This window comes from Chitinophaga sp. YR573 (genome assembly GCF_900110995.1).
GTDB lineage: Bacteria > Bacteroidota > Bacteroidia > Chitinophagales > Chitinophagaceae > Chitinophaga.
In genome coordinates this window covers 1809917-1831625 of the sequence record NZ_FOJF01000001.1, presented here as the reverse complement: position 1 = coordinate 1831625, position 21709 = coordinate 1809917, and the positions used below count along the sequence as shown (strand labels likewise).

Here is a 21709-nt window from a genome sequence, read left to right as displayed (position 1 = left end):
CATTGCTTTAAATGTACACCTTATGTCATGTTCCGTTTATTCACTACTTAATTGCTAAACATGGAATGCATTCTACTATTACGAGCTCATTACCTAAAGCTCTTTATTCCTATTACTGTGCTATTGCTTTTATCATTTCCTGTGCTTGCTTCCAGGCAGGAACAAAAGGTTACACTCAACGTCATCAACAAGACATTGAAAAATGTATTTCATTCCATTGAAGAGCAGACAGATGTTCTTATCATGTATGACCTGGCTGTAATTGATGACAACGAAAAGGTGAGTATTAATGTGAAGGAGATGGTGTTGGAAGAAGTTCTCAATAAATTATTTTACAACAAGCCCGTGAAGTGGAGTAAGAAAGGAAATGTGATAAGGGTTTTTATCGAGGCTCCGGTAAAGGAGCCGGTTGGTTCAAAGGCATTAGGTAAACCTCCGGTTTCAATTTCAGGAAAGATTACAGATGCGAATGGAACTCCATTACCAGGAGCGACAGTCTTAATTAAGGGTACTAGGCAAGGTACAAGTACTAGCATAGATGGGGAGTTTGTATTGGCTGTAGAAGAGGATGCTGTACTTGTAATTAGTTTTATTGGATATGATAAAGTTGAGGTCTCAATGAACGGTAAACAGCGTATTACTGTAAAATTGAAGCCTGCTATAGGATCCTTGGATGAAGCTGTTGTGGAGGCATATGGTATTACCACTCGTCGCCTTACTACGAGCAATATTGGAAAAGTGACTGCTGAAGAAATTGAGAAACAACCCATCATGAATCCTTTACTTGCATTACAGGGTAAAATTGCAGGACTAGATGTTAGTCAAGTGAACGGATATGCAAGTGCACCAGTTAAAGTAGAACTTCGAGGACGAAATTCTATTGGTGATTACTCATCTGACCCATTATATATCATAGATGGGGTGCCTCTTACTGTGTTAGAGCTTAGTGGAGGAGCTTATCCTACTTCTAATGGGTTCATACAAAATGGACTAACTGGTCCTGCAAGAGGTCAAAGTCCATTGTTTAGTATTAATCCTGCCGATATTGAAAGTATTTCGGTGTTGAAAGATGCGGATGCTACGGCTATCTATGGATCTCGCGGTGCAAATGGTGTTATTCTAATAACGACTAAAAAGGGAAAGATAGGCAAAACACAATTTGATCTGCGTATTCAACATGGAATAACAAAAGCCACTCGTTTTTGGGATATGCTTAATACCCAACAATATATACAGGTACGTAGAGAAGCATTTGCAAATGATATTAAACGCTATGGTGCAATTGATGGAGAAACTGTTCCTGCATCTAACAATGCATATGATTTATTGAATTGGGATACTACACGCTACACTAATTGGCAAAAGGTTCTATATGGCGGTACTGGTAAAAGTACTGAAGTACAAGGTAGTCTATCAGGAGGGGAGGCTAATACCACTTTCCGTATTGGAGGAGGTTATAATCGAACAACAAATATATTGGCGGTTAGTGGTGCAGATCAAAAGGCATCGTTATCATTCAGTTTAACTCATAATTCTACTGATCAACGCTTTAGTATATCGCTTTCCAGTTCATATAGTCATGCACAATCCGATATGATAAATTTACCAGGTATTATTACGATGCCACCAAATGCTCCCCCAATTTTTGATAAAAAGGGAAATCTAAATTACAATGACTGGAGGATATCTGGCAATTTCCCTTTTGAGGTCTTACTTCGCCCATATACTTCTAAAACCAATTTTTTAAATAGTGGAATAAATATAAGTTATCGACTTGTCAAAGGATTAAGTATAAGTACGGGGATAGGGTATAATAATGCACAAGTGGACCAAATAAGTCTTAGCCCAATAGCCTCTAAAGATCCATCAAGTAATCCAACTGGGAGTGCTTATTTTGGGAAAAATAGTAATAAGGGGTGGATTATCGAACCTCAATTAAACTATGATGTAGTTGTTGGAAAAAGCAAATTAAATGTTTTGCTCGGGAGTTCCGTACAACAAAGTAGTACAGAAGGACTTTATGTCCAAGGAACTGGGTATACTACAGATGAGTTGCTAAAAACTATCACAAATGCACCTAGAGTACGTAGTATTGATAATTATGGAGAATATAAATACGCTGCTCTGTTCGGACGCATTACTTATAATTGGAATAATAAGTATATACTTAATTTTAATGGTCGTAGGGATGGGTCAAGTAAATTTGGACCTGGTAGACAATATGGGAATTTCGGGGCTGTAGGTGCGGCATGGTTATTTTCTGAAGAGAGTTGGTTTGAAAAATCTCTGCCGTTTATAAGTTTCGGTAAACTTAGAGGTAGCTATGGTACAACAGGCAGTGATGCAATTGGGGATTATCAATATCTTACAAGATGGTCTTCTGCTAACCTTCAGAGTTATAATGGTATACTGCCTATTGCTCCTACTCAGAATGCAAATCCAAATTATCAGTGGGAAGTAAACAAGAAGTTAGAAGGAGCTATTGATTTGGGCTTCATGAAGGATCGCTATAGTTTAAGTATTGTTTATTATAGGAATCGCTGTGGAAATCAATTGACTCAGTTTCCTACACCAGCTTTTACTGGTTTTACTAGTGTTGCAGCTAATTCGCCGGCTTTGGTTGAAAATATGGGATGGGAATTTACTGCGGGAGCCAATATAATGGATCTAAAAGATTTTAGATGGACGGTAAACGTAAACACTTCATTTAACAAGAATAAACTTATTGCATACCCTAATTTAGCTTCATCTCCACATGCTGGTGTCTACGAAATTGGGCAGCCACTAAATAATATCAAACGTCTTCACTATACAGGTGTAGATCCGAAGACAGGACTTTATACTTTCGAAGATAAAAATAAGGATGGAACAATAAGTACTTCTGCAGGAGTTAAAGATGATAGATACATACTTAATCTAACACCCAAATTTTTTGGTGGGGTAAGTATGAATTTTAATTATAAAGAATTTCAACTAGGGTTGGTTTTTAACATTAAAAAACAAATTGGACAGAACGCGTTAGGTCAGGGAGGATATATTCCAGGAACTTTGTTTAATCAACCTGTCAGCGTTATAACCAGTAACCGTTGGAAAAATAACGGAGATATATCCACCTATGCGGCTTTCACTACTGTGCCTTATCGAAATGAAAGCTATTCTAATTACGGATATAGTTCTGATGCCGGATATGCAGATGCATCTTATATACGGTTGTCTAACCTTGCTTTATCTTATAGTTTACCTAGTTCATGGATCAGGAAAATTGGAATGAAGGGATGTCGAATTTACATGAATGCCAATAACCTGTTTGTCATAACGAAATATAAAGGAGTAGATCCGGAAACTCAAAATTTTGGTGGCCTTCCCCCAACTAGAAATATCGTTGGGGGCATTAATCTAAATTTTTAAATAGACAACAATCATGATAGATAATATATATAGTTATATAGCATCATTTAAGGTATTTTTTAGTGAATATAAGAATAGGGATTGTATCCATTTATATACTCTCAATATATTTAGAACTTCTTGTTTACTCTTTTTATGTTTTAGTTTGAGCAATTGCAAAAAACTCGTGCAGGTGGGAGAACCTGTTGATACAATTACGAGTTCAGAAACTTTTAAAACAGAAGCTAATGCTACAGCTGCATTGATACAGATATATAGTAGCATGTCTAATGATCAAGGGAATTTCAGTATTGGAAATGGATTAATTACAATTTGTGCAGGACTCTCTGCTGATGAATTGAATTATTTTGGGACTGATCCACAAATGCTTCAATTTCAATCTAATAGTTTGCAATCAAAAAATTCTGTATTAAATGGACAGCTTTGGTCTCCTGCATATAAAAATATATATTATGCAAATGCGGTAATCGAAGGTGTGCAGATCTCTAATAATATCTCTCAAAATATGAAGGATGAATTAATTGGAGAAGCCAAGTTTCTTCGTGCATTTACTAATTTTTATTTAGTAAATATATTTGGTGATGTTCCTCTTATTTCTACTACTGATTGGACTAAAATTGTACAACTTCCTCGTACATCAAAAGAAGATGTATATAAGAATATTGTATCAGATCTTAAAGAATCTCAAAACCTTTTACCTGATGATTATTCGGTTTCGGGAGGGGAAAGAACTCGTGCAAATAAATCGGCAGCAACAGCACTACTTGCAAGAGTATATTTGTATATGGGCAATTGGGCAGATGCTGTTACGCAAGCCACTTCCATTTTAGATAACTTAAACAATTATTCCCTAACTAAAAACCTGGCGGATGTTTTTCTGAAAGACAATGTTGAAACAATTTTGGAATTAGAAGTAAACAGTGACTTATTTCCATATACGGTAAGAGAGGCAAATCAAATAATTCCGGAAATATCTGCTCCCCCTAATTATTATATTACAAGTCAATTACTGAGTGCTTTTGAAGTAAATGATCAACGGAAGAAAATATGGATTGATAGTATTGATTTCTTAGGAAAAAAATATTATTATCCTTTTAAGTATACAGTTCGTCAAGGTGAAGGTGGTGCAGATGTCCCCCAATATTATATATTATTACGTATTGCTGAACAATATCTGATCAGGGCAGAGGCAAATGCACATTTAAATAATTTAAATAAGGCCATTGATGATGTTAATGTAATACGTTCAAGGGCGGAATTATCTAAACTATTTTATACTTCTAATCAGACAGAGGTATTTGCTGCTATTGTACAAGAAAGAAGAATAGAGTTTTTTGCTGAATGGGGACATCGTTGGCTTGATCTGAAGAGAACAGGAGTAGCATCTTCTACATTGAGTATAGTTAAAAGTGGTTGGAAGACTGGGGCAGAATTATATCCTATACCATGGTCTGAAATTCAAACTGATCCTAACTTAAGTCAAAATTCTGGATATGACCAATAGTATAATGGAGAAAAGTATTTATTTAAAGAGTATAAAAATTTCGAATAATTGATTTTGAAAACGGTCTCAAAAATTTCGATATAAAAATGAGGAAAATTAGGTTTAGTCGTCAATGGAAAATTCTAAATGGAATATTATTTTTCATAATTCCAATAAGTTTGTTCGCTCAAAAGAAAGAAACATATTCTTTACACGGTAAAATTACAGGATTAAAAGAGAATGAAAAGGTTACAATGCAACTAGTTGTAGGTACTGATTTTAAATTTGAAAATAGGGATTCGGGATATGTTAAAAATGGAGAGTTTTCCATTATAGGCTCTGTCCCAGAAGGCCCCCGAACATATTGGATAAATTTTGATAAACATCCTTCTCAATGCGTTATTTTATTTATTGATAATGGAGAGAATATTTTTATAAACTGTTTGAAAGATATTGGAACAATTCATCACAGTTATTTACAACATTTTATGACAATTGATGGTAGTCCCTCTAATTATGCAATGAATTGTTTAGTTCCTATATTAACTCAATATAGACAAGCTCGAGGAGCCATTCATCGTTATTTAGATAAAATTCAGGATTCTCTTGGTTTTAATCCGACAATAATAGACCCAGTTTTAACATTGAAAAATACGTTAAAAGGCAATTTGTACCATTCGTTCTTTGAAAATATTGAGCCGGACTATATTAAAGCAGTGCCGGTTCTTGCTGAAGAAGCCTTGATTGATGCTACAGATAGAGCTTGGTATTGGAAGAACGTATATGACAGTCTTGACGATTATCAGAAAAATACATATAGTGGAAGAAGATTAAAAGAAAAGGTGGCTCTATGTATAGGGCAGCCTTTTCCTTGTTTCACTTTGCCTACTCCTGAAGGGCAACTGTTAGAATTGAAAAAAGTTGTTACTGAAAATAAACTAACAATAGTTCAGTTCTGGTCATCTAATTCTTATCAGGTTGACAAATATCAGGAGGAATTATTATTGATATTTAAAAAGTATAAAAGCAAAGGTATAAATATTATAGGTGTTTCTTCTGATACTGTTTTAAATAAATGGAAAGCTGGTATTTTGAGAAATGATATCCCCTGGAGCCAGGTATCAGATTTGAAAGGGGCCAATGGAATTGTGGCCAAAATTTATCATGAGTATGGTGATTCTAAGATGCCGAATACTACTAATGTTATAATTGATGAAAATGGTAAGATTTTAGCATGGGATATTAGCGGATGGGAGTTGCAATGGTTTTTATGGAAACGATTTGATGCCAATATACCTAAGGCTGTCGTAAATAAATAAACATTTCCAGATTTAGAAAGTATTCATTGCAATATTATGAAAAACAGAGTAATACCATCAATTGTCTTCTTATTTATAATACAAATTTCCTTTGCTCAAAAAAGAGGATGGCAAAATCTTGATCTTCAAAAGGATACAGTTTTAGGTATTAGTCTTGAAAAAGCCTATGATATTTTATTGAAAAATAAGCAGCCTAAAATGGTAATTGTGGCGGTTATTGACTCTGGAATTGATACACTTCATCAAGATTTGAAATCGGTTCTTTGGCGTAATCCTGAAAATGGATATCATGGTGAAAATTATTTAGCAGAAGAAAGAGGAAGAGAAGATATTACAAATTTGGCAAGTTTAAGGAAAGATTTCTATGATAGCCTTTCATACGAAATCGTTCCTGATATATATCGGAATGATTATCAAACTCACCGTAAATTGGAAGAAGGATTTCGTGCACATGTAGAAGGTATGCGTTCATTTATGACTGAGTTAGAATCATCATCAAACATACTTAACCTAATAGTAGAAAGAATAGGAAAGAAAAATCCTACGCTTTTTGATTTTCAAAATTACAAATCGCAGAACAATGAGGAAAAGCAACTAATAAGTTTAATTATCAGAATATTGCCACAGTACCCTGATTTTAATACATTCAAGAATGCGGAGTTAGATTTGTTAGTTAGAAGAGCGCAGGAGCATCTTTTGATCGGTTTAAACTTGAAAAGTTTACCAGGAAAATATGAGATGTTACAAACGGATGGTAACATACAATATGATCCATTGGGGCTCGTTGCCCCCCCCAATTTTACACCCTTTCATGGAACGCATGTGGCAGGTATTATTGGGGCTTCAAGATTTAATGGTATCGGTGTAGATGGTGTTGCTAATAACGTACAAATTATGATGTTAAAAGTGACTTCGAATATTAGAGAATTAAGAGATCACAATCTTGCAAATGCTATTCGATTTGCAACCGATAAAGGGGCAAGCATAATAAATCTTAGTTTTGGAAAGCCTTATAGTTGGAATAAAAAAGAAGTCGATGATGCGGTGAAATATGCAATGAAAAATGATGTGTTAATTATCCATGCAGCAGGTAATGCCGGAGAGGATTTAGATCAGATTCCGCATTTCCCTAATCCCATTTATGCAGATAGTACTGGTATAGCTAAGGCTTGGATAGAAGTAGGTGCATCTGGTCCTAAGGATGATTCTACGTTGTTAGCTTCTTTTTCTAATTATGGGGAAAATAGCGTGGACATATTAGCTCCTGGTGTTCATATTTATTCTACAATACCTGGCAATAAATATGATGACTATAATGGATCTAGTATGGCAGCACCCCTGGTTGCAGGTGTTGCTGCTTTAATCAAGGAATATTACCCGGTTTTGACAGCAGTTCAAATAAAAGAGATTATATTAAAATCAGTTGTAAAAATTAAACATAATGTTGTTGTCAAAAGGGGAGGACAATACGCTTCAGTTCCATTTTCAACGATATGTAGTTCATCAGGTATCTTAAATGCTTATAATGCATTACAATTGGCAAGCATTATGAGTAAAGATAGTTTGTGAGATATAAATACTATTGAAAAAATTTATGGAATGCTGTCTCCAAATTGAGGAGACAGCATTCTAGTATTTGTATATGAATAAGGTATAAGAGCGTGAGTAAAATATTAAGGTACGTTATTTAAAATTTAAAATATATAGTTTTAGCTAAAGGGAGGGATGATGTGCGTAATGTAACAAATGTTCCACCTGCAGTACTAACTCTAGCTTTCTTAGTAGTTCCTGTTAATACTGTGGTAAGACATAGTGAAGTACTTCCAGAAAATATTGTACAGTTAAAGGGCGCCCTAGCATATGCTCTAGTTGGAGATACTCTTTTAGTAGGTTTCGTTGCATAAATGGCACCCACTGTGAGTGTTATAGCACTTGTAATAATAAGATATCTAGAAGGGTTCATATTAATTATTTTAATTAGAATAATAAATTCTCTTTAATATTTAATTTTGCTATTAATTTCAGATTTTACATGACGAAGGTGATATTGAAAAATAACAATAGGCTGCCCCATAAATAACTTCTGAGGCAGCCTATTAATCTTATACTTGTACCAAATATAAGATGTGTACAAGTTGGGCGAAACTATATTATTTTATATATATAGTTTTTGCATTACTAGCAGATGATGTACGCAAAGTTACAGATGATCCACTTACTGTGCTAAACTTAGCTTTCTTACCACTGTCTGTTGCTGTCGTAAGATATGGAGAAGCTACTCCTGCAAATAGTGTTGCATTAAAAGGGGATCTAGCATAAGCTTTAGTTGCAGCAGCTTTTTTAGCTGGTTTTGTTGCATAGATACTACCAACAATGAGTGTTAATGCTCCTGCGAAAAGCGCAATTTTTGAATTTTTCATGATTTTTTTTTTAGATTATTAATAATTGTCTACTTTTTAAGGGGTAGACTTTCCCTGTGATGTTCATCTTTCAATGAATTAAAGTCATTCTGTTATAAACAGAATGGATTTCATTAGCTAATGATAGTATGAATATTACATCTACTTTATTTGCAACTAAAGCAGAGTTATTTTAAAAGCGTTAAGACAGTATACAGTGCCCCAACCGATATGGAGCCCAATTTTTTAATAAGAAATGAATAATTCCAGATGTACCTACTAATAAGTCAGCAGTAGGGCGATTGTGTTCTTGTAATTGCCAATAGCAAGCGTTTTTGTTTTCTATCATTCTGGTATGTATTAACAAATTTGTAAGCCAGTCTGCCCTTTGCTTCCATTCTTCATTTTTAAAGACATACCATGCTTCTAAATATAGCTCTCCGATTCCTGCGATTCCTACATCTTGTGTTAGATTATTATTTATCATATATGCATGGAAGTTACTAAGTGCGGCTTCTGAAATTTTTTTATATTGAACGTCTTGTATTATTTCATAAGCTCTTATAAAAGTTAGAATAACTCCTGTCCATTCACTACCTGTTTTATATTTTTCTCCAATTATTTTTTTATATTTTTTTCGATTGAACAAATCGTTAAGACCATTAGTCTTTTTAATCAACCAATTTAGTGCCCTAATTGCTGCATTTTTAACCACTTCATTCGGATAAACTGATATATACTGAAGTAAGAAAAACGCGATACCTGAAACACCATATGAAAATCCAATTAATGTGGAAGCGCTTTTTTTACTTGAATTATTTAATATCCATGAACCATCTTTTTGCTGTGAATTTAATAACACTGTTAGATATGATTCAAGCAATTGTCTAATGACATTGGTATCAAGATATGTTTTGCATATTAGGGCTGCTATGCCTTGGCCGGCAATCCCATCAGCTATATTTAAGTTATTGTTGGGTATTTGCAGGTAGGACTGTATTCTATATCTGTTTAAATCGTTATCTTCTAAGAGATCAGATTGAATCGCTTCCTGTAAGGCTATGGCTACTCCAGCTGCTCCATCGTGTAATCCAGGGCTTATACTAGCTAATATCCCCAAAGAATTCTCTTCAATATAATGCCACCCTTTATAATAACTATCTATACATGAATCAATATCGAATCCTAGTCTTTTGGCTTTTGCCAATAAATAGAGAACCCCGCCAATTCCTTCTCTTAAACCAATAACTTTTGTATATTCTCTTTGGGACGAAGATCCTGCATTTTCTGTCGTTGATAATTTAGAACACCACATACCTTCACTTATAACTGTAGGAGATATGATCAAACCTTTAATAGAATTTAGGATCGTTTCCTCCAAAGTATGTGTACTTAGTACTTGAACTTGTAATGTGTCCGTACCGTCTTTTTTAGTTGATAGATTTATCTGACATTGTTCAATGACTGATTTTATGAATCCTAAGGTTGGTCTCTCTTCGGGAGCATGATTAAAACAAGCACTGACTAAATCAGAGATTGTTCTATCTCCAACGAAAAAGTTGATATGTTCTTCAAGGATTATTATATCTTGAGTATCAAATTTCGCTGGAGATAAACCGGTGAGAATACAAAGCATGAGTGCCCCCAAGCCGTAAATATCTTCTTTGACAGTAGGTAAATATTCTTTTTGTTGCTCGGGTGACATATATCCGGGTGTACCTAATGGAAAAGGAGGATTGGGAACACCTTCTTTCAGAGAATAAGTAAGTTCCATATCAATCAGGAAAAATTGTCCATTATCGTCAATTATAAAATTAGCAGGTTGTATATCGCGGTGTATATATCCTTTATAATGTAATTTTTCAATAATTGATATAATTTGTAAAAGATAGCTTATTAAGATAATATGTTCTTCATTTGTTAAGTACTTCCAACTTATGCGATTAAATGTAAATTGTTTGAGCCGATCTTCAAGTGATGTCCCTTTGATAAATTCCATCACTAAATAAGTATTGTCATCTTCTTCGAAGGAGTCAATTATCTTGGGCATAGGAATATCCTCTGCCAATTCATTTTGAAGATATTGTTGCCATAATAGCCGATCCCTAATATCCCGCCCAATATCGTCTGATACCATATGCTTTTTTCCTTCTTTAATTACACAAGGAGCCGTTCTAAAAAGGCCTTTTACATAAATTCCACTATATACATTACCTCTTACATCATCTTTAAGAACTGAGAGCGGTTTATAGAAATGAGCGAATACCTTTTTCGGAATTGGTACTATAGGATTGGTTAATGAAGTAAATGGCCATGTTATTCCTTGTGGAAGTACAAAAGGAATTGAATAAGGATCTTTTATTAAATGTCCACTGGCATCATAGATAAACTTATTTCTTTTTCCCTCATCGTCATTCTGCATGATTGGATTAAAACTTCCATATCTGGCATAAATAATACTCCCTAAATAGACATCCGTTAATATTTGAGGTCCTTTAAATGATTTAGTAAGTAATATTAATTCTCTAGCAATATGAAGAGCGATAACGTTATTTTCAGGATAAATACTAATAACCTTTCCTACCTGTCGAATGCCTAATACACCATTTAATAAATTCAGGCAGGCTTCTCTATTTTTTGCAGCCTTAAAGGAAATATTTTCTGCTATTAAAAAAGGAACAATTGCTTGTAATAGGTCACTTACCTGTGAAATCACAACTGAGATATGAATAATCCACCCTTGCACTTGTGTTATTTCACCTACCTGTAAATAATAGTCGGCTACGTTATACTGAAGGCCGTAAGTGTCCAATATTTTAGAATAGTCATCGAAGTTTTGGTAGTTATTCTTCGGATGCTTAACAACTGAGGGTATGCTTGTATTGATATTCTGTTCCAACATAATTTGTATTGAACTTGGATGTTAAACCGATTTATATTCTTCTCACATTTAAATAACTCCTATTTCACCGGAAATTTGCAGATTGCTCACTACTTTCTTTGAGACCTTTTTATTTATACGTTCAATAAGCAACAACGTAGAGGAAAAGCCAATGATTAAAGGGAATACTTCGTATCTAAGCACAATGATTGTAGTCGATATACAAAAGATAAAATTGGCAATCCAAAAGCAACCAATTAGAATGAAGAGACTGTATCTTTTAATACAAGCAAATGAATATTCATTTTTAATCAGAAATGATATTGCATTGCCTAATAAATAAAGGTTTATCATAAGAAAGATAAAAGGGAATATGAATAAAATGCGCCCTTGTATATTTGGAGAAACACTGCTGATTTCTACATTTTTGTAGTGGAACCAGTACCGGGCAATCGGGTATACCTTATTCATTCCTAAGTTATACACTTCCAGTTTTTCGAGGTGAGGTATGAAATAGTTTTTTGAATTGGGAATAACAAATTCGTGAAAATAAGCCGTCGGATTATTCTTAATTAAATAACTGGCATATTCTGTGAATATTACGGAAGCTTTCCCCCAGGCTACTACACTACTGTATTCGTCTGTTATTTTATAGTGATTGCTAAAGTATACTTTCAATGGAGCCGTTGAATACTGAATAAAAAAATTACCAGGGTTTTTCATAAGATATACTTCCTTGAAGTCGGAAGGAATAGAGCTATAAAATTGCTGACTTAAATTGTCTAATTCCTTAGATTGCGTAGATGGAAAATTTCTGGGAGCATCTAAATATTCGTATGCATATAATATGTTGTTAGCCAACTGCCATCCTGTGAACAAGGAAAATTGTTTTGTCCCTGTCATTTTATATGCAACATTTCTGGTATGTACAACAAATGGTAGTATGAACATTAATCCTAGTAAGGTGCCGAATACCTTCAATGATAACTTATAAGATGATAATACAAAGGCGACTGCTGTAATAAAAGGATAGTAATAAGCATTATTTCTTACAGTAAAGCAAGCGAACAATAATATCGCCTGTATAAATATTTGAGATATATGAGGACGCTGTATAATCCATATTAACTGCGTAAACCAGCATAAGCTAAGTGCTATGAATAACGGGTCACTATTGATATAATTGCTTACATATAAAACTAAGGGATTAAAGAATAGGAAAATGAATGTGATAATTTGATTTGCTCTACCAAGATTAAAGAAATACAATATTGTAAAGAAAAAATACAAAGATGCCAATTCAAAAAAGAAGTACTGAAATCCAACCAATGCAGTATCTGAGTACGTGATGAAGTGGAATATCCTTAGAAACTTGGAATATCCGATTGGCCATATGCTTACATCTAAATTTGCATAGGCGGCATATATATAACTATAAGAATCGGAGAAGAAATCTGCATAAGGATATAATAGCTTAAATATAATAAACTGTACAATCATACCTGCTAGTGCTATGAAAAGATATTTTTTGTTGGTCCGATCCTTCAGAATAAAATCAAAAAAAGAAATATGGTTATTCATCTTAAGCCTCTTTTGCGTATGATACAATTGGATGAGTTGCTATTATTACTGGATTATTTTTTCTTACAAATAATCCATACTTCACGATACAGTACACTGTTCTCACGCCATCTTTCCACTTAATCTTCTTTCCTTCTTTATATGTCCTGCCATAATAAGATATACCTACTTCATAAATTCTCACACCATCTACTTTTGCTATTTTAGCTGTCACCTCCGGCTCAAACCCAAATCGTTTTTCCTGGAGTTTGATCTTTTGAATGATGTCTGTTCTGAATACTTTATAGCCTGTTTCCATGTCTGTGAGGTTCAAGTTGGAGAACATGTTAGACAGGAATGTAAGTACCCTGTTGCCTATAGAATGCCAGAAGAAAAGAATCCTGTGAGGGTTACCTCCCATAAAGCGTGAGCCATAAACAACATCCGCAAAGCCGTGAATAATAGGCTTTAAAAGGGTGTTGTATTCGTATGGATCATACTCCATGTCAGCGTCCTGAATCAATAGATATTCACCCGTCGCACTCATTATACCAACATGAATAGCAGCCCCTTTGCCTTGATTTATCGACTGCCGGATATATTTGATACTTATATCTGGGTTATCATGCATGTATTGAATCACTTTCTGCTCTGTATTATCCTTAGAGCAATCATTTACAATGATTAACTCCTTCTCAATATTCTTAATCAGCTTAACATCTTTTATCTTATCTAAAATAGATCCAATGGTTTTTTCTTCATTGTACGCGGGAATTATGATGGATAATTTTCCTATTTCCCGCCATATAGGATCGACAGCAGGTGTCGTATCAATAATATAATCGTTAATGTTACCCATGGACTAATTGATTATGGATTTGAAAATAGATATCTGATCCTGCTATTGGCGCAGAATAGGCGTACAAACAAATCACCTATAAAGATGTTTTTAATGCAAACGGAAAGCTATAACGAGAGGCATACTAATGCAACCTGATTGTATCTACAACAAATCTGTTATAAACGCAATACTCCTACAAGGATCATTCAATAAAGCCTTACAATGCTGATTTTAACGTAGTGGTTTCCTAAAATCTAATTATAGACATGTTATATTTCTGGGCATAAACACTGGTTATGGGTTTACAATATTTCAGGGTTGTCAGGATGGACCTATTTTCATAAGCGTATTAATAGATATTTCCATGCTGCTCTGTAAAGGTGAAGAATTAACTTTAAAATAATGTGCAATTATTCGAATTTAAAATCTACAACTTTTCGTCACTTCAATAATATTATATTATCCTACTTCGCTGTTTTCCAACCACTGTTGGCGGTATTGCCGGGGTGAACAGTAATAATGTTTACGAAATACAAATGAAAAATAGTTGGATCCTGCAAAGCCAACGTGAACACTTATGGAGCCTACAGACATGTTCGTATTTTTTAACAGTTCAACTGCTTCATTAATACGTTGAAATTCTATGTATTCTCTTGGTGCAAGACTGAATAGCTTTTTAAAATTTCTTTCGAAACTTCGTAAGTTCATACCAGCCTGTCTACTCAAAGAACGAATAGAAAGAGGCAAATGGATATTCTGTTGAATAAATATCTGAATTTCCTTAAGTTTTACTTCCTGATCTGTGTTCAGAGAATCATTTTTCTCAACCGCTTTTTGTGCCGAAAAATATTTAAGTAAAAGATCATTAATCCGGGTTTCAAGAAATAATTTATGTACGGGCCCTTCCAGATCACAATAACGAATTGCATCAATTATTTTTCTCTCATCTGATCCTGCATCAAATATGGAGATAACTTTGGCCTTTGCATTACTGTTTTTTTGATGTTGATATAGCTCTTTGAAGTTTGGGTGCTGTTCTGCAAATTTTTCAACAAATCTGGTAGAAAAGGAAATACAGACAAGGTCGCATTCGTCAGTAATAAAGTCGGCAGTATTACTTAAATGGGGTGGTACATAATAAAATCCATATCTGTTTTTTTGTAATGAAATTTTTCCATGGCCTTGAAAATCAAAGGATATGCTCCCCTTTAATATAAATATAATGGCTACCATTGGAGCATCTGCAATAGCATATAAACGGATAGGTCTTTTCATGAGAAAGCTCTGCCAACTGAATACCCATGAGCTGTCTTGTATCTCTTGTGTAAAGTAACATCCAAAAGGGCCTTCTTTATATTGAACGTATGCATCTTTTAATGTGCGTATCTGGTACTGTGAAGGTAATTGTTGAGATACGGTACTATCTGGTTCATTTGTAGGCGCTACGTTGAATCTCATAATAGCTGCTCTTTCCTCATTATTCATATTATTCTGGTTTCTGTATGATGAGTTAACACTGGGTTATATGCAATGAATGGACATTCCCCAATAATACTTATTGGGGTTTAGTGACAGGGACATCCCATTCCATAGCAAATTGCGATTAGAAATTCAGGTCTTGTATGGTGGCGGCACAAGGCCATTTATTTGATTCATCATCGCCTGTCGAGACTTATTACAGGTTAGAAGCACACTACCAATTTAGTTTCTCATACTGCTATAATGTTGCATAAACAAAAACTTAACATTGAGATAATGTTAGCTACAACTGTAAAATTTAATATGACTGTTGCAATAATTCAGTCAATAAAAAGATCTTTATTGACTACATCACGCTAAATTATTATCCGATGAAATTTAGATTTGCAGACTACCCCGAAGAATCATTAAAATTTATCGATGCTATTCCTTTAAATTATTGCAATTCTATTAATGAGTTTGCGAAACCCCGTTTATTATCATCTTCCTTTTTAGATATTATGTATCATGAACGTTATCTAAAAGGCTGTAAGCTCAGAAATATGGTTTTCTATGTTAAGAAACCAGTAACATTGTTAACTTCTATTGGCAGTACCCGAGGAATTATAGATTGTATGTTATCAGGAAATATGGATTTTCAATTGAATGGACAGGAGAAAATTTCTTTTAATGAAGGTGAGTATAATGTTTTTCTGATGAATACAGATCAGCATAAAATATACCTGCAACCAGGTATGCATGAGTTGCAACGAAGTGAATATTCAATAGAGATCATTAAGCGACTAGAGGAAGAAACCTCTGAGACAAGATATTGGTTGGATAAGTATGAATCAGAGGGATCCGTTGTTTTGAATAAAGGGACAACCTGGGATGAATTATATTCTTTGCAGAATGAACTGAAGCATACCTCCGTTACGAACCCCTTCCGGGAAGAGTGGTTTTACCTCAAGTTGCGGGAACTCCTGGTTTTAACATTTGAACATAATGCGTTAATCCTTCAAAAGCAATAAACTCCGCTCATCAAAATTAAAGATGCTTCATCCAGCTTTGCTGATGGTTGAACAGAGAATTGTGTACTTTCCGTTTGGAAAACGCCGTTCCTCAATATATGTCTCAATCTGTATCATTGCCCGGGAAGCCGGAGAATACCAAATTTTTTGGATTAGATCACCTCAGAACATTCGCTATCACATTCGTTATCTTATTCCACTATAGGCTCTTTAAGCATCCGGAGTGGATGGATCAGGCTTTCGCTTTTGGCTGGACAGGCGTTGATCTCTTTTTCGTCCTTAGTGGATATCTGATTTCTGCACAGCTATTCAGTAAGATTGCACAAGGGAAGGGGATTTCGTTAAAAGAATTCTTTCTTAAAAGGTTCTTTAGGATTATCCCTGCTTATCTGGCAGTAGTTGCTCTTTATTTTTGTATCCCGGTATTCAGAGAACGGGAAGCATTACCACCATTATGGAAGTTCCTGACGTTTACGCAGAACCTGGGAGTAAACCTCAAAACAAATGGCACTTTCTCCCATGCCTGGTCGCTTTGTATAGAAGAACAGTTCTATTTATTATTGCCTTTGATCATTACAGTATTACTTTATTTAAAAGCAGGTCGTAAATCAGCCTGGTTGATTGGTATATTATTTATAGCAGGATTTGCATTGCGGTATATGAGCTGGACGCAATTTGTGGTACCATTTCAGGGAACAGATGATTCCTGGGTAGCATGGTACAGAGCGATCTATTATCCCACTTACAATAGGCTGGATAGCCTCCTGGTAGGGGTAAGTATCGCTGGCATATTCCAGTTCTGGCCAGCAGTAAAAGAAAAAGTGACAAGATATGGTAATGTTATCTTGATCATAGGGGTATTATTACTAGCAGCCGCTTATTTTTTATGTATTGACCAGGAATCATTCAACGCTACGATTTTTGGATTTCCATTAATCGCCATTGCTTATGGGGCGATTGTGACAGCCGCGATCAGTCCGTCTTGTTTTCTTTATAGGCTTAATTCAAGAATATCGTCCCGTATAGCTATCTTATCTTATTCGATTTATCTGAGTCATAAAGGTGTTATTCATTTGACTCAACTGCAATGTAGTAAATGGGGAATAGCTGAAAAGGGTCATTTAATGTTTTTTATTTGCATGGTTACAACAGTGTCAGGAGCATTAATATTGAGGTATATAGTAGAGAAACCATTTCTTCGGATCAGGGATTATATTTTGTATAAAGAAAACGACAGATAATATTGTTAAGCCTGTCGCGTTCTTAAACATTGATCTCCCTGAAATTGGTTAATTTCATTGAAGGAAAACATAATATTTTATAATTAGCAGGTCTCACGTATTGGAAAAGTTAGCAACCTATTAACCCGTAGGTTGAATAAGTAACATTGTGTACCTCATCGTTTTGTATGAAAAGAATCTTATTATTCATATCATTCCTGTTTAGCGTGCATAATTTATGTGCGCAGGTGACCTATACGGTGTCAGGAAGTATAAAGGATAGTACAGGTCAGGAGATGATAGGTGCAAATATACTACTCATTTCAGGAAAGGATAGCCTACATGCCGCCAGCAATGACAAGGGGCAATTCAGTTTCCCAAAAGTAAAACAAACCGTTTTTACATTGCGCATTACTATCATGGGATATGATCCATGGTATAAAGAATTTTCATATAAAGAAGCCGGCGCTGTTATTGACCTTCCTTTGATTACAATGACGATGAAAACAAATAAACTGAATGAGATTGTTGTAAGGGGAAAGGTGTCGTCCATTATCATGAAGGAAGACACGATAGAGTACCGCGCAGATCAATATAAGCTAAGGCCAAACTCTGTGGTGGAAGACCTGGTAAAACGATTGCCAGGTATGGAGGTAGACCAGGATGGAAATATAACATCACAGGGTAAAAAGATCACGAAGATCCGTATTAATGGGAAAGATTTTATGGTGGATGATATCAAGACCTTAACACGCATGTTACCGGTTGATTTGATTGATAAACTCCAGCTGATTGATGATTATGGTGATATGGCAAGAGCAACTGGCCGAAAGACAGGGGAGCCTCAACATATCATTAACATTCAGACTAAATCAGACCTAAGTAAAGCCTATCAGGGGAAAGCAATTGCTGGAGCAGGTAATGATGGCCGGCATAACCTTGGATTGATGACAAATTATTTCAGTGAAGAACAGCAATTCTCTTTAATAGGGAACAGTAATAATACCGGATCACAAACAGGGAAAGTGACAACATCTAATGGTAATGTTAATTACAGAAATAATATCAGTAAAGCATTTACGGTGAATACCGGTTTTAATGCCGGGCATAATACGAGTAGCCAGTTATCTTCCAGCAACGTACAGACTGTTACCAGTGAAGGCTCGCTTTTTAGTGCTAATACCAGTAACAGCAATAGTAGCAGTGATAATTATAATTTCGCTGGTGGGGCAGAGTACAAGCCTAATGTAAATACACTGGCCAACTTTAACATGAATGTAAGCAGAAGTTCATCCATCAACAATAGTATTCAGTCCGCTAACCAGACAGGATTCCAGCATAAAGATCAGCTTACATCCAATTATATGACTAATAGTGCTCCTGCTATTGGCTTCAATGGATTTGCTATGCATCGGTTTAAAGGACTGGGTAGGGTTGTGTCATTAAATTTTTCTATTAATAACTCAGATAATAAAAGTAATCAGGATAGCTATGATAGCCTGCGTTATTATAATGCTGATAATACAGTATTGAAAGATTCTCTTTTACATCAGTTATTATATAAAACAAATGGAAATCTTAATACAGTTGCACAATTATCCTATGTAGAACCTTTAGATTCTCTATCCAGTCTGGAGTTAAAATATGTAATCAATGCTAATAAAACTTCTAATCTGCTGGAGACGCAATGGGTAGATCCTGGAGGTAAGAAAACATTTATTGATTCTCTTAGTAACCGGTATTCTTATACGATGATTCAACAACAGATTGAACTTAATTTCAGGCGTAACAAGGGCAAGCTGGATTATACATTAGGAGTGCGTTTACAACCCTCTTTACTACGCAGTAGCATTATATCAGGTCAACGGGCATTCAAACGTAGTATGCCACTGGTGCCTGTTCTTTCTGTGCAGTACAAATTGTCTAAGAAGGCAATGCTTATGCTAAATTACACAGGTAGTGTAGGCCTTCCCGGTTACCAGCAGCTACTACCTGTTGCAGATCTGACGAATGCACAGTTTCCGATAATTGGTAATCCTGACCTACGCACTTCTTTTACGCATCAATCTTCTCTTAGTTATCGTTCAGTAGGGCTGAATACCCTGTTTTTGTCTCTTTCTGGAAGTTATGTAAAAGATAATATTGTTACCAATGTAGTATTAGTAAAAGATAGTTTCAATACAGTGAAACAAGAGACCCGTTTTCTGAATGCAGATGGTAATTATAACGTTGGGATTAATTACGGTTGGTCAAAAAGATTCAGCGATGGCAAGTATAATCTTCATCTGAATGGGAGTAGTTTTTACAATAATAACATCCTTTTCCTTGATAATGTAAAGAAAACAGCGCAGAACTTTGCATTATCCCAAACAGTACGAGGAACCATGCTACAGCAATGGCTGGAATTGAATGGAAGTATCGGATATGCTTATAACAGGAATGTATATGCAATGGCACAGAATAGCATCACCAATATCACCACCTGGTCATTTAATATGAATGCTAAAGCATATTTCCTGAAAACATTTTCGTTAGCCGCAGATGTAAGGAAACAATTAAATACAGGTTACAGTGGCGGCGTGAATACAAATCCACTGATGCTTAATGGAACACTTGAAAAGACTTTCTTTAAGCGTAAACTCACCTGCCGCCTGCAAGGGTATAATCTCCTGGATGAAGGCGCGAGTGTATCCCAATCTATCTCCGGAAATACGGTGACTGAAAGCAGAAACCAACTTGCAGGCCGTTATTTTATTTTTACGCTGCAGTGCGATTTAAAACTATTTAAAGGAAATGGGAAATAGATATTCCCCTTCTCATTTTCTTACCAGATAATATTCAAACTCCTCAACAACTTCTCCCTATACGTCTTCTCAATAGGGATTATCGCACCATGCATTTCAACTTCATCAATGTCTAATGCCCTGATATTACTAAGGGAGATAATAAAAGAACGATGAATACGACAAAATATACTATCAGGAAGTACATCTCTTTCAAGTCGTGAAAGCGCAAAAGAAACATCGAATTTTCCTCTTGAAGTAATAACTCTGGAATGTTTGCCGAAGGATTCAATATAATGAATCTCACTGCTGTTAACTTTAACCAGACCTTCATCTGTGTTAAGGAAAAAATCTTCGTGCATAATGTGAAATTTTAATGGTTAAATCATGGGGAATTGGGATCTCAAACATCTACTGTAAATGTACGAAAAAAGTAAATAATTCAGTAAATTTGAGTATGTAAAAAATAACCATGGCAAAGACGAAAAACCCTCTCTGGGTGGGATTTAAAGGCGTTAGCGGAGCTGCCTTAAAGCAAATCGTTTTCAGGACTTATGGAGAGAATACTTACATCAGTAAGTATCCGGATATGAGCAATGTTATCCCTTCTGAATCCCAATTAAAAGAGAAGAGAAAATTTGCAGATGCAGTTAAATTTGCAACAGATATTGTGAATGACCCCGTTAAAAAAGCAGCGTATAAAGCAGCCGAAGGGAAAAGTGTTTATCACACCGCCATCAAAGATTATATGGAACAAGGGTAGAGATTCAGTGATCCTACGTTCATCCTACGTTCCGAACGTAGGATGAACGTAGGATGAGTTTTATTGTACCTTATAACTAGCTTATTACACATTAAATTTACTCCATGTACGAAGACATTTTCATCCAGGTCAGGTACAAATTATTAACCCGGGTCAATAGTAAAGATATACTGCTGATAGAAGCTGATGGTAACTACTCTAAAGTCACTACTACCAGTAACAGCTACCTCGTAAATGCTACGCTTACCCAGATAGAAGCAGATCTGCCACAAGATCTTTTCTGCCGTGTACATCGGGCTTATATCGTACCACTGAACCGTATCAGCGATATAGATGCTGACACTATTTATTTGAATAACAAACAAATCCCCATCGCAAAAAAATACAAAGAAAACCTGTTCAGCCGCTTAAAAATATTAAGATGAAATAGGTTTTTTAGTGTGGTCATCTATACATTTTAGTGTGGTCATATAGTTTGCTGTTTAAGTGAAAAGCCGAAGGATTAATATTGCCATACTGAGGCTGCGCCCGATACAAGAGAGAGGCGCCTCTTGTATCACTCA

The 21709-nt window shown here is 35.2% G+C and carries 15 protein-coding genes; 9 read left to right on the top strand and 6 right to left on the bottom strand.

Annotated elements, in window-relative coordinates; genetic code table 11:
* Positions 1-60 precede the first annotated feature (60 nt).
* The 4 genes from BMW86_RS07630 to BMW86_RS07615 all read left to right on the top strand — a co-directional run bounded on the left by BMW86_RS07630 (position 61) and on the right by BMW86_RS07615 (position 7779).
* Positions 61-3408, top strand: coding sequence for a SusC/RagA family TonB-linked outer membrane protein (locus tag BMW86_RS07630; RefSeq protein WP_089780529.1), 3348 nt, complete (start codon positions 61-63; stop codon positions 3406-3408).
* Positions 3409-3421: 13 nt separating this feature from the next.
* On the top strand, positions 3422-4912 hold the full coding sequence (locus BMW86_RS07625; RefSeq protein WP_089780527.1) for a RagB/SusD family nutrient uptake outer membrane protein: 1491 nt from the start codon (positions 3422-3424) through the stop codon (positions 4910-4912).
* 86 nt (positions 4913-4998) lie between these two features.
* A complete protein-coding gene (locus BMW86_RS07620; protein ID WP_089780525.1) occupies positions 4999-6210 on the top strand; it encodes a redoxin domain-containing protein in 1212 nt (403 codons plus the stop codon).
* Between the two features lie 36 nt (positions 6211-6246).
* A complete protein-coding gene (locus BMW86_RS07615; protein ID WP_089780523.1) occupies positions 6247-7779 on the top strand; it encodes a S8 family serine peptidase in 1533 nt (510 codons plus the stop codon).
* A 581-nt stretch (positions 7780-8360) separates the two neighbouring features.
* On the opposite strand, the gene BMW86_RS07610 is transcribed toward BMW86_RS07615, so the two are convergent.
* The 5 genes from BMW86_RS07610 to BMW86_RS07590 all read right to left on the bottom strand — a co-directional run bounded on the left by BMW86_RS07610 (position 8361) and on the right by BMW86_RS07590 (position 15376).
* On the bottom strand, positions 8361-8630 hold the full coding sequence (locus tag BMW86_RS07610; protein WP_089780521.1) for a hypothetical protein: 270 nt from the start codon (positions 8628-8630) through the stop codon (positions 8361-8363).
* A 181-nt stretch (positions 8631-8811) separates the two neighbouring features.
* Entirely contained in the window at positions 8812-11511 is a 2700-nt protein-coding gene (locus tag BMW86_RS07605) for a class III lanthionine synthetase LanKC N-terminal domain-containing protein (RefSeq protein ID WP_089780519.1), read from the bottom strand.
* Between the two features lie 48 nt (positions 11512-11559).
* Positions 11560-13071 (bottom strand): hypothetical protein, encoded by a 1512-nt coding sequence (locus BMW86_RS07600; RefSeq protein WP_089780517.1) that lies wholly within the window; start codon positions 13069-13071, stop codon positions 11560-11562.
* 1 nt (position 13072) lies between these two features.
* Positions 13073-13909, bottom strand: coding sequence for a glycosyltransferase family 2 protein (locus tag BMW86_RS07595; protein WP_089780515.1), 837 nt, complete (start codon positions 13907-13909; stop codon positions 13073-13075).
* Positions 13910-14350: 441 nt separating this feature from the next.
* A complete protein-coding gene (locus BMW86_RS07590) occupies positions 14351-15376 on the bottom strand; it encodes a helix-turn-helix domain-containing protein (RefSeq protein ID WP_089780513.1) in 1026 nt (341 codons plus the stop codon).
* A 365-nt stretch (positions 15377-15741) separates the two neighbouring features.
* Between BMW86_RS07590 and BMW86_RS07585 the strand changes: the two genes are divergently transcribed.
* The 3 genes from BMW86_RS07585 to BMW86_RS07575 all read left to right on the top strand — a co-directional run bounded on the left by BMW86_RS07585 (position 15742) and on the right by BMW86_RS07575 (position 20404).
* On the top strand, positions 15742-16380 hold the full coding sequence (locus BMW86_RS07585) for a hypothetical protein (RefSeq protein WP_089780511.1): 639 nt from the start codon (positions 15742-15744) through the stop codon (positions 16378-16380).
* 98 nt (positions 16381-16478) lie between these two features.
* Complete coding sequence (locus BMW86_RS07580) at positions 16479-17621, top strand: acyltransferase family protein (protein ID WP_089780509.1); 1143 nt, start codon at positions 16479-16481, stop codon at positions 17619-17621.
* A 167-nt stretch (positions 17622-17788) separates the two neighbouring features.
* Positions 17789-20404: an outer membrane beta-barrel family protein gene (locus BMW86_RS07575; protein WP_089780507.1), complete on the top strand. Its 2616-nt coding sequence runs from the start codon at positions 17789-17791 to the stop codon at positions 20402-20404.
* A 20-nt stretch (positions 20405-20424) separates the two neighbouring features.
* On the opposite strand, the gene BMW86_RS07570 is transcribed toward BMW86_RS07575, so the two are convergent.
* On the bottom strand, positions 20425-20745 hold the full coding sequence (locus tag BMW86_RS07570) for a LytR/AlgR family response regulator transcription factor (protein WP_089780506.1): 321 nt from the start codon (positions 20743-20745) through the stop codon (positions 20425-20427).
* 110 nt (positions 20746-20855) lie between these two features.
* Here BMW86_RS07570 and BMW86_RS07565 point away from each other — a divergent pair, with 110 nt between their 5' ends.
* Together BMW86_RS07565 and BMW86_RS07560 are read left to right on the top strand one after the other, a co-directional pair.
* Positions 20856-21146, top strand: coding sequence for a hypothetical protein (locus BMW86_RS07565; protein WP_089780504.1), 291 nt, complete (start codon positions 20856-20858; stop codon positions 21144-21146).
* 104 nt (positions 21147-21250) lie between these two features.
* Positions 21251-21571, top strand: coding sequence for a LytR/AlgR family response regulator transcription factor (locus tag BMW86_RS07560; protein WP_089780502.1), 321 nt, complete (start codon positions 21251-21253; stop codon positions 21569-21571).
* The last annotated feature ends 138 nt before the right edge of the window (positions 21572-21709 follow it).

Excerpts from the sequence above, each read along its gene's own strand:
- BMW86_RS07630 (WP_089780529.1), top strand. The coding sequence starts at position 61 with ATGGAATGCATTCTACTATTACGAGCTCATTACCTAAAGCTCTTTATT.
- BMW86_RS07625 (WP_089780527.1), top strand. The coding sequence starts at position 3,422 with ATGATAGATAATATATATAGTTATATAGCATCATTTAAGGTATTTTTT.
- BMW86_RS07620 (WP_089780525.1), top strand. The coding sequence starts at position 4,999 with ATGAGGAAAATTAGGTTTAGTCGTCAATGGAAAATTCTAAATGGAATA.
- BMW86_RS07615 (WP_089780523.1), top strand. The coding sequence starts at position 6,247 with ATGAAAAACAGAGTAATACCATCAATTGTCTTCTTATTTATAATACAA.
- BMW86_RS07610 (WP_089780521.1), bottom strand. The coding sequence starts at position 8,630 with ATGAAAAATTCAAAAATTGCGCTTTTCGCAGGAGCATTAACACTCATT.
- BMW86_RS07605 (WP_089780519.1), bottom strand. The coding sequence starts at position 11,511 with ATGTTGGAACAGAATATCAATACAAGCATACCCTCAGTTGTTAAGCAT.
- BMW86_RS07600 (WP_089780517.1), bottom strand. The coding sequence starts at position 13,071 with ATGAATAACCATATTTCTTTTTTTGATTTTATTCTGAAGGATCGGACC.
- BMW86_RS07595 (WP_089780515.1), bottom strand. The coding sequence starts at position 13,909 with ATGGGTAACATTAACGATTATATTATTGATACGACACCTGCTGTCGAT.
- BMW86_RS07590 (WP_089780513.1), bottom strand. The coding sequence starts at position 15,376 with ATGAATAATGAGGAAAGAGCAGCTATTATGAGATTCAACGTAGCGCCT.
- BMW86_RS07585 (WP_089780511.1), top strand. The coding sequence starts at position 15,742 with ATGAAATTTAGATTTGCAGACTACCCCGAAGAATCATTAAAATTTATC.
- BMW86_RS07580 (WP_089780509.1), top strand. The coding sequence starts at position 16,479 with ATGTCTCAATCTGTATCATTGCCCGGGAAGCCGGAGAATACCAAATTT.
- BMW86_RS07575 (WP_089780507.1), top strand. The coding sequence starts at position 17,789 with ATGAAAAGAATCTTATTATTCATATCATTCCTGTTTAGCGTGCATAAT.
- BMW86_RS07570 (WP_089780506.1), bottom strand. The coding sequence starts at position 20,745 with ATGCACGAAGATTTTTTCCTTAACACAGATGAAGGTCTGGTTAAAGTT.
- BMW86_RS07565 (WP_089780504.1), top strand. The coding sequence starts at position 20,856 with ATGGCAAAGACGAAAAACCCTCTCTGGGTGGGATTTAAAGGCGTTAGC.
- BMW86_RS07560 (WP_089780502.1), top strand. The coding sequence starts at position 21,251 with ATGTACGAAGACATTTTCATCCAGGTCAGGTACAAATTATTAACCCGG.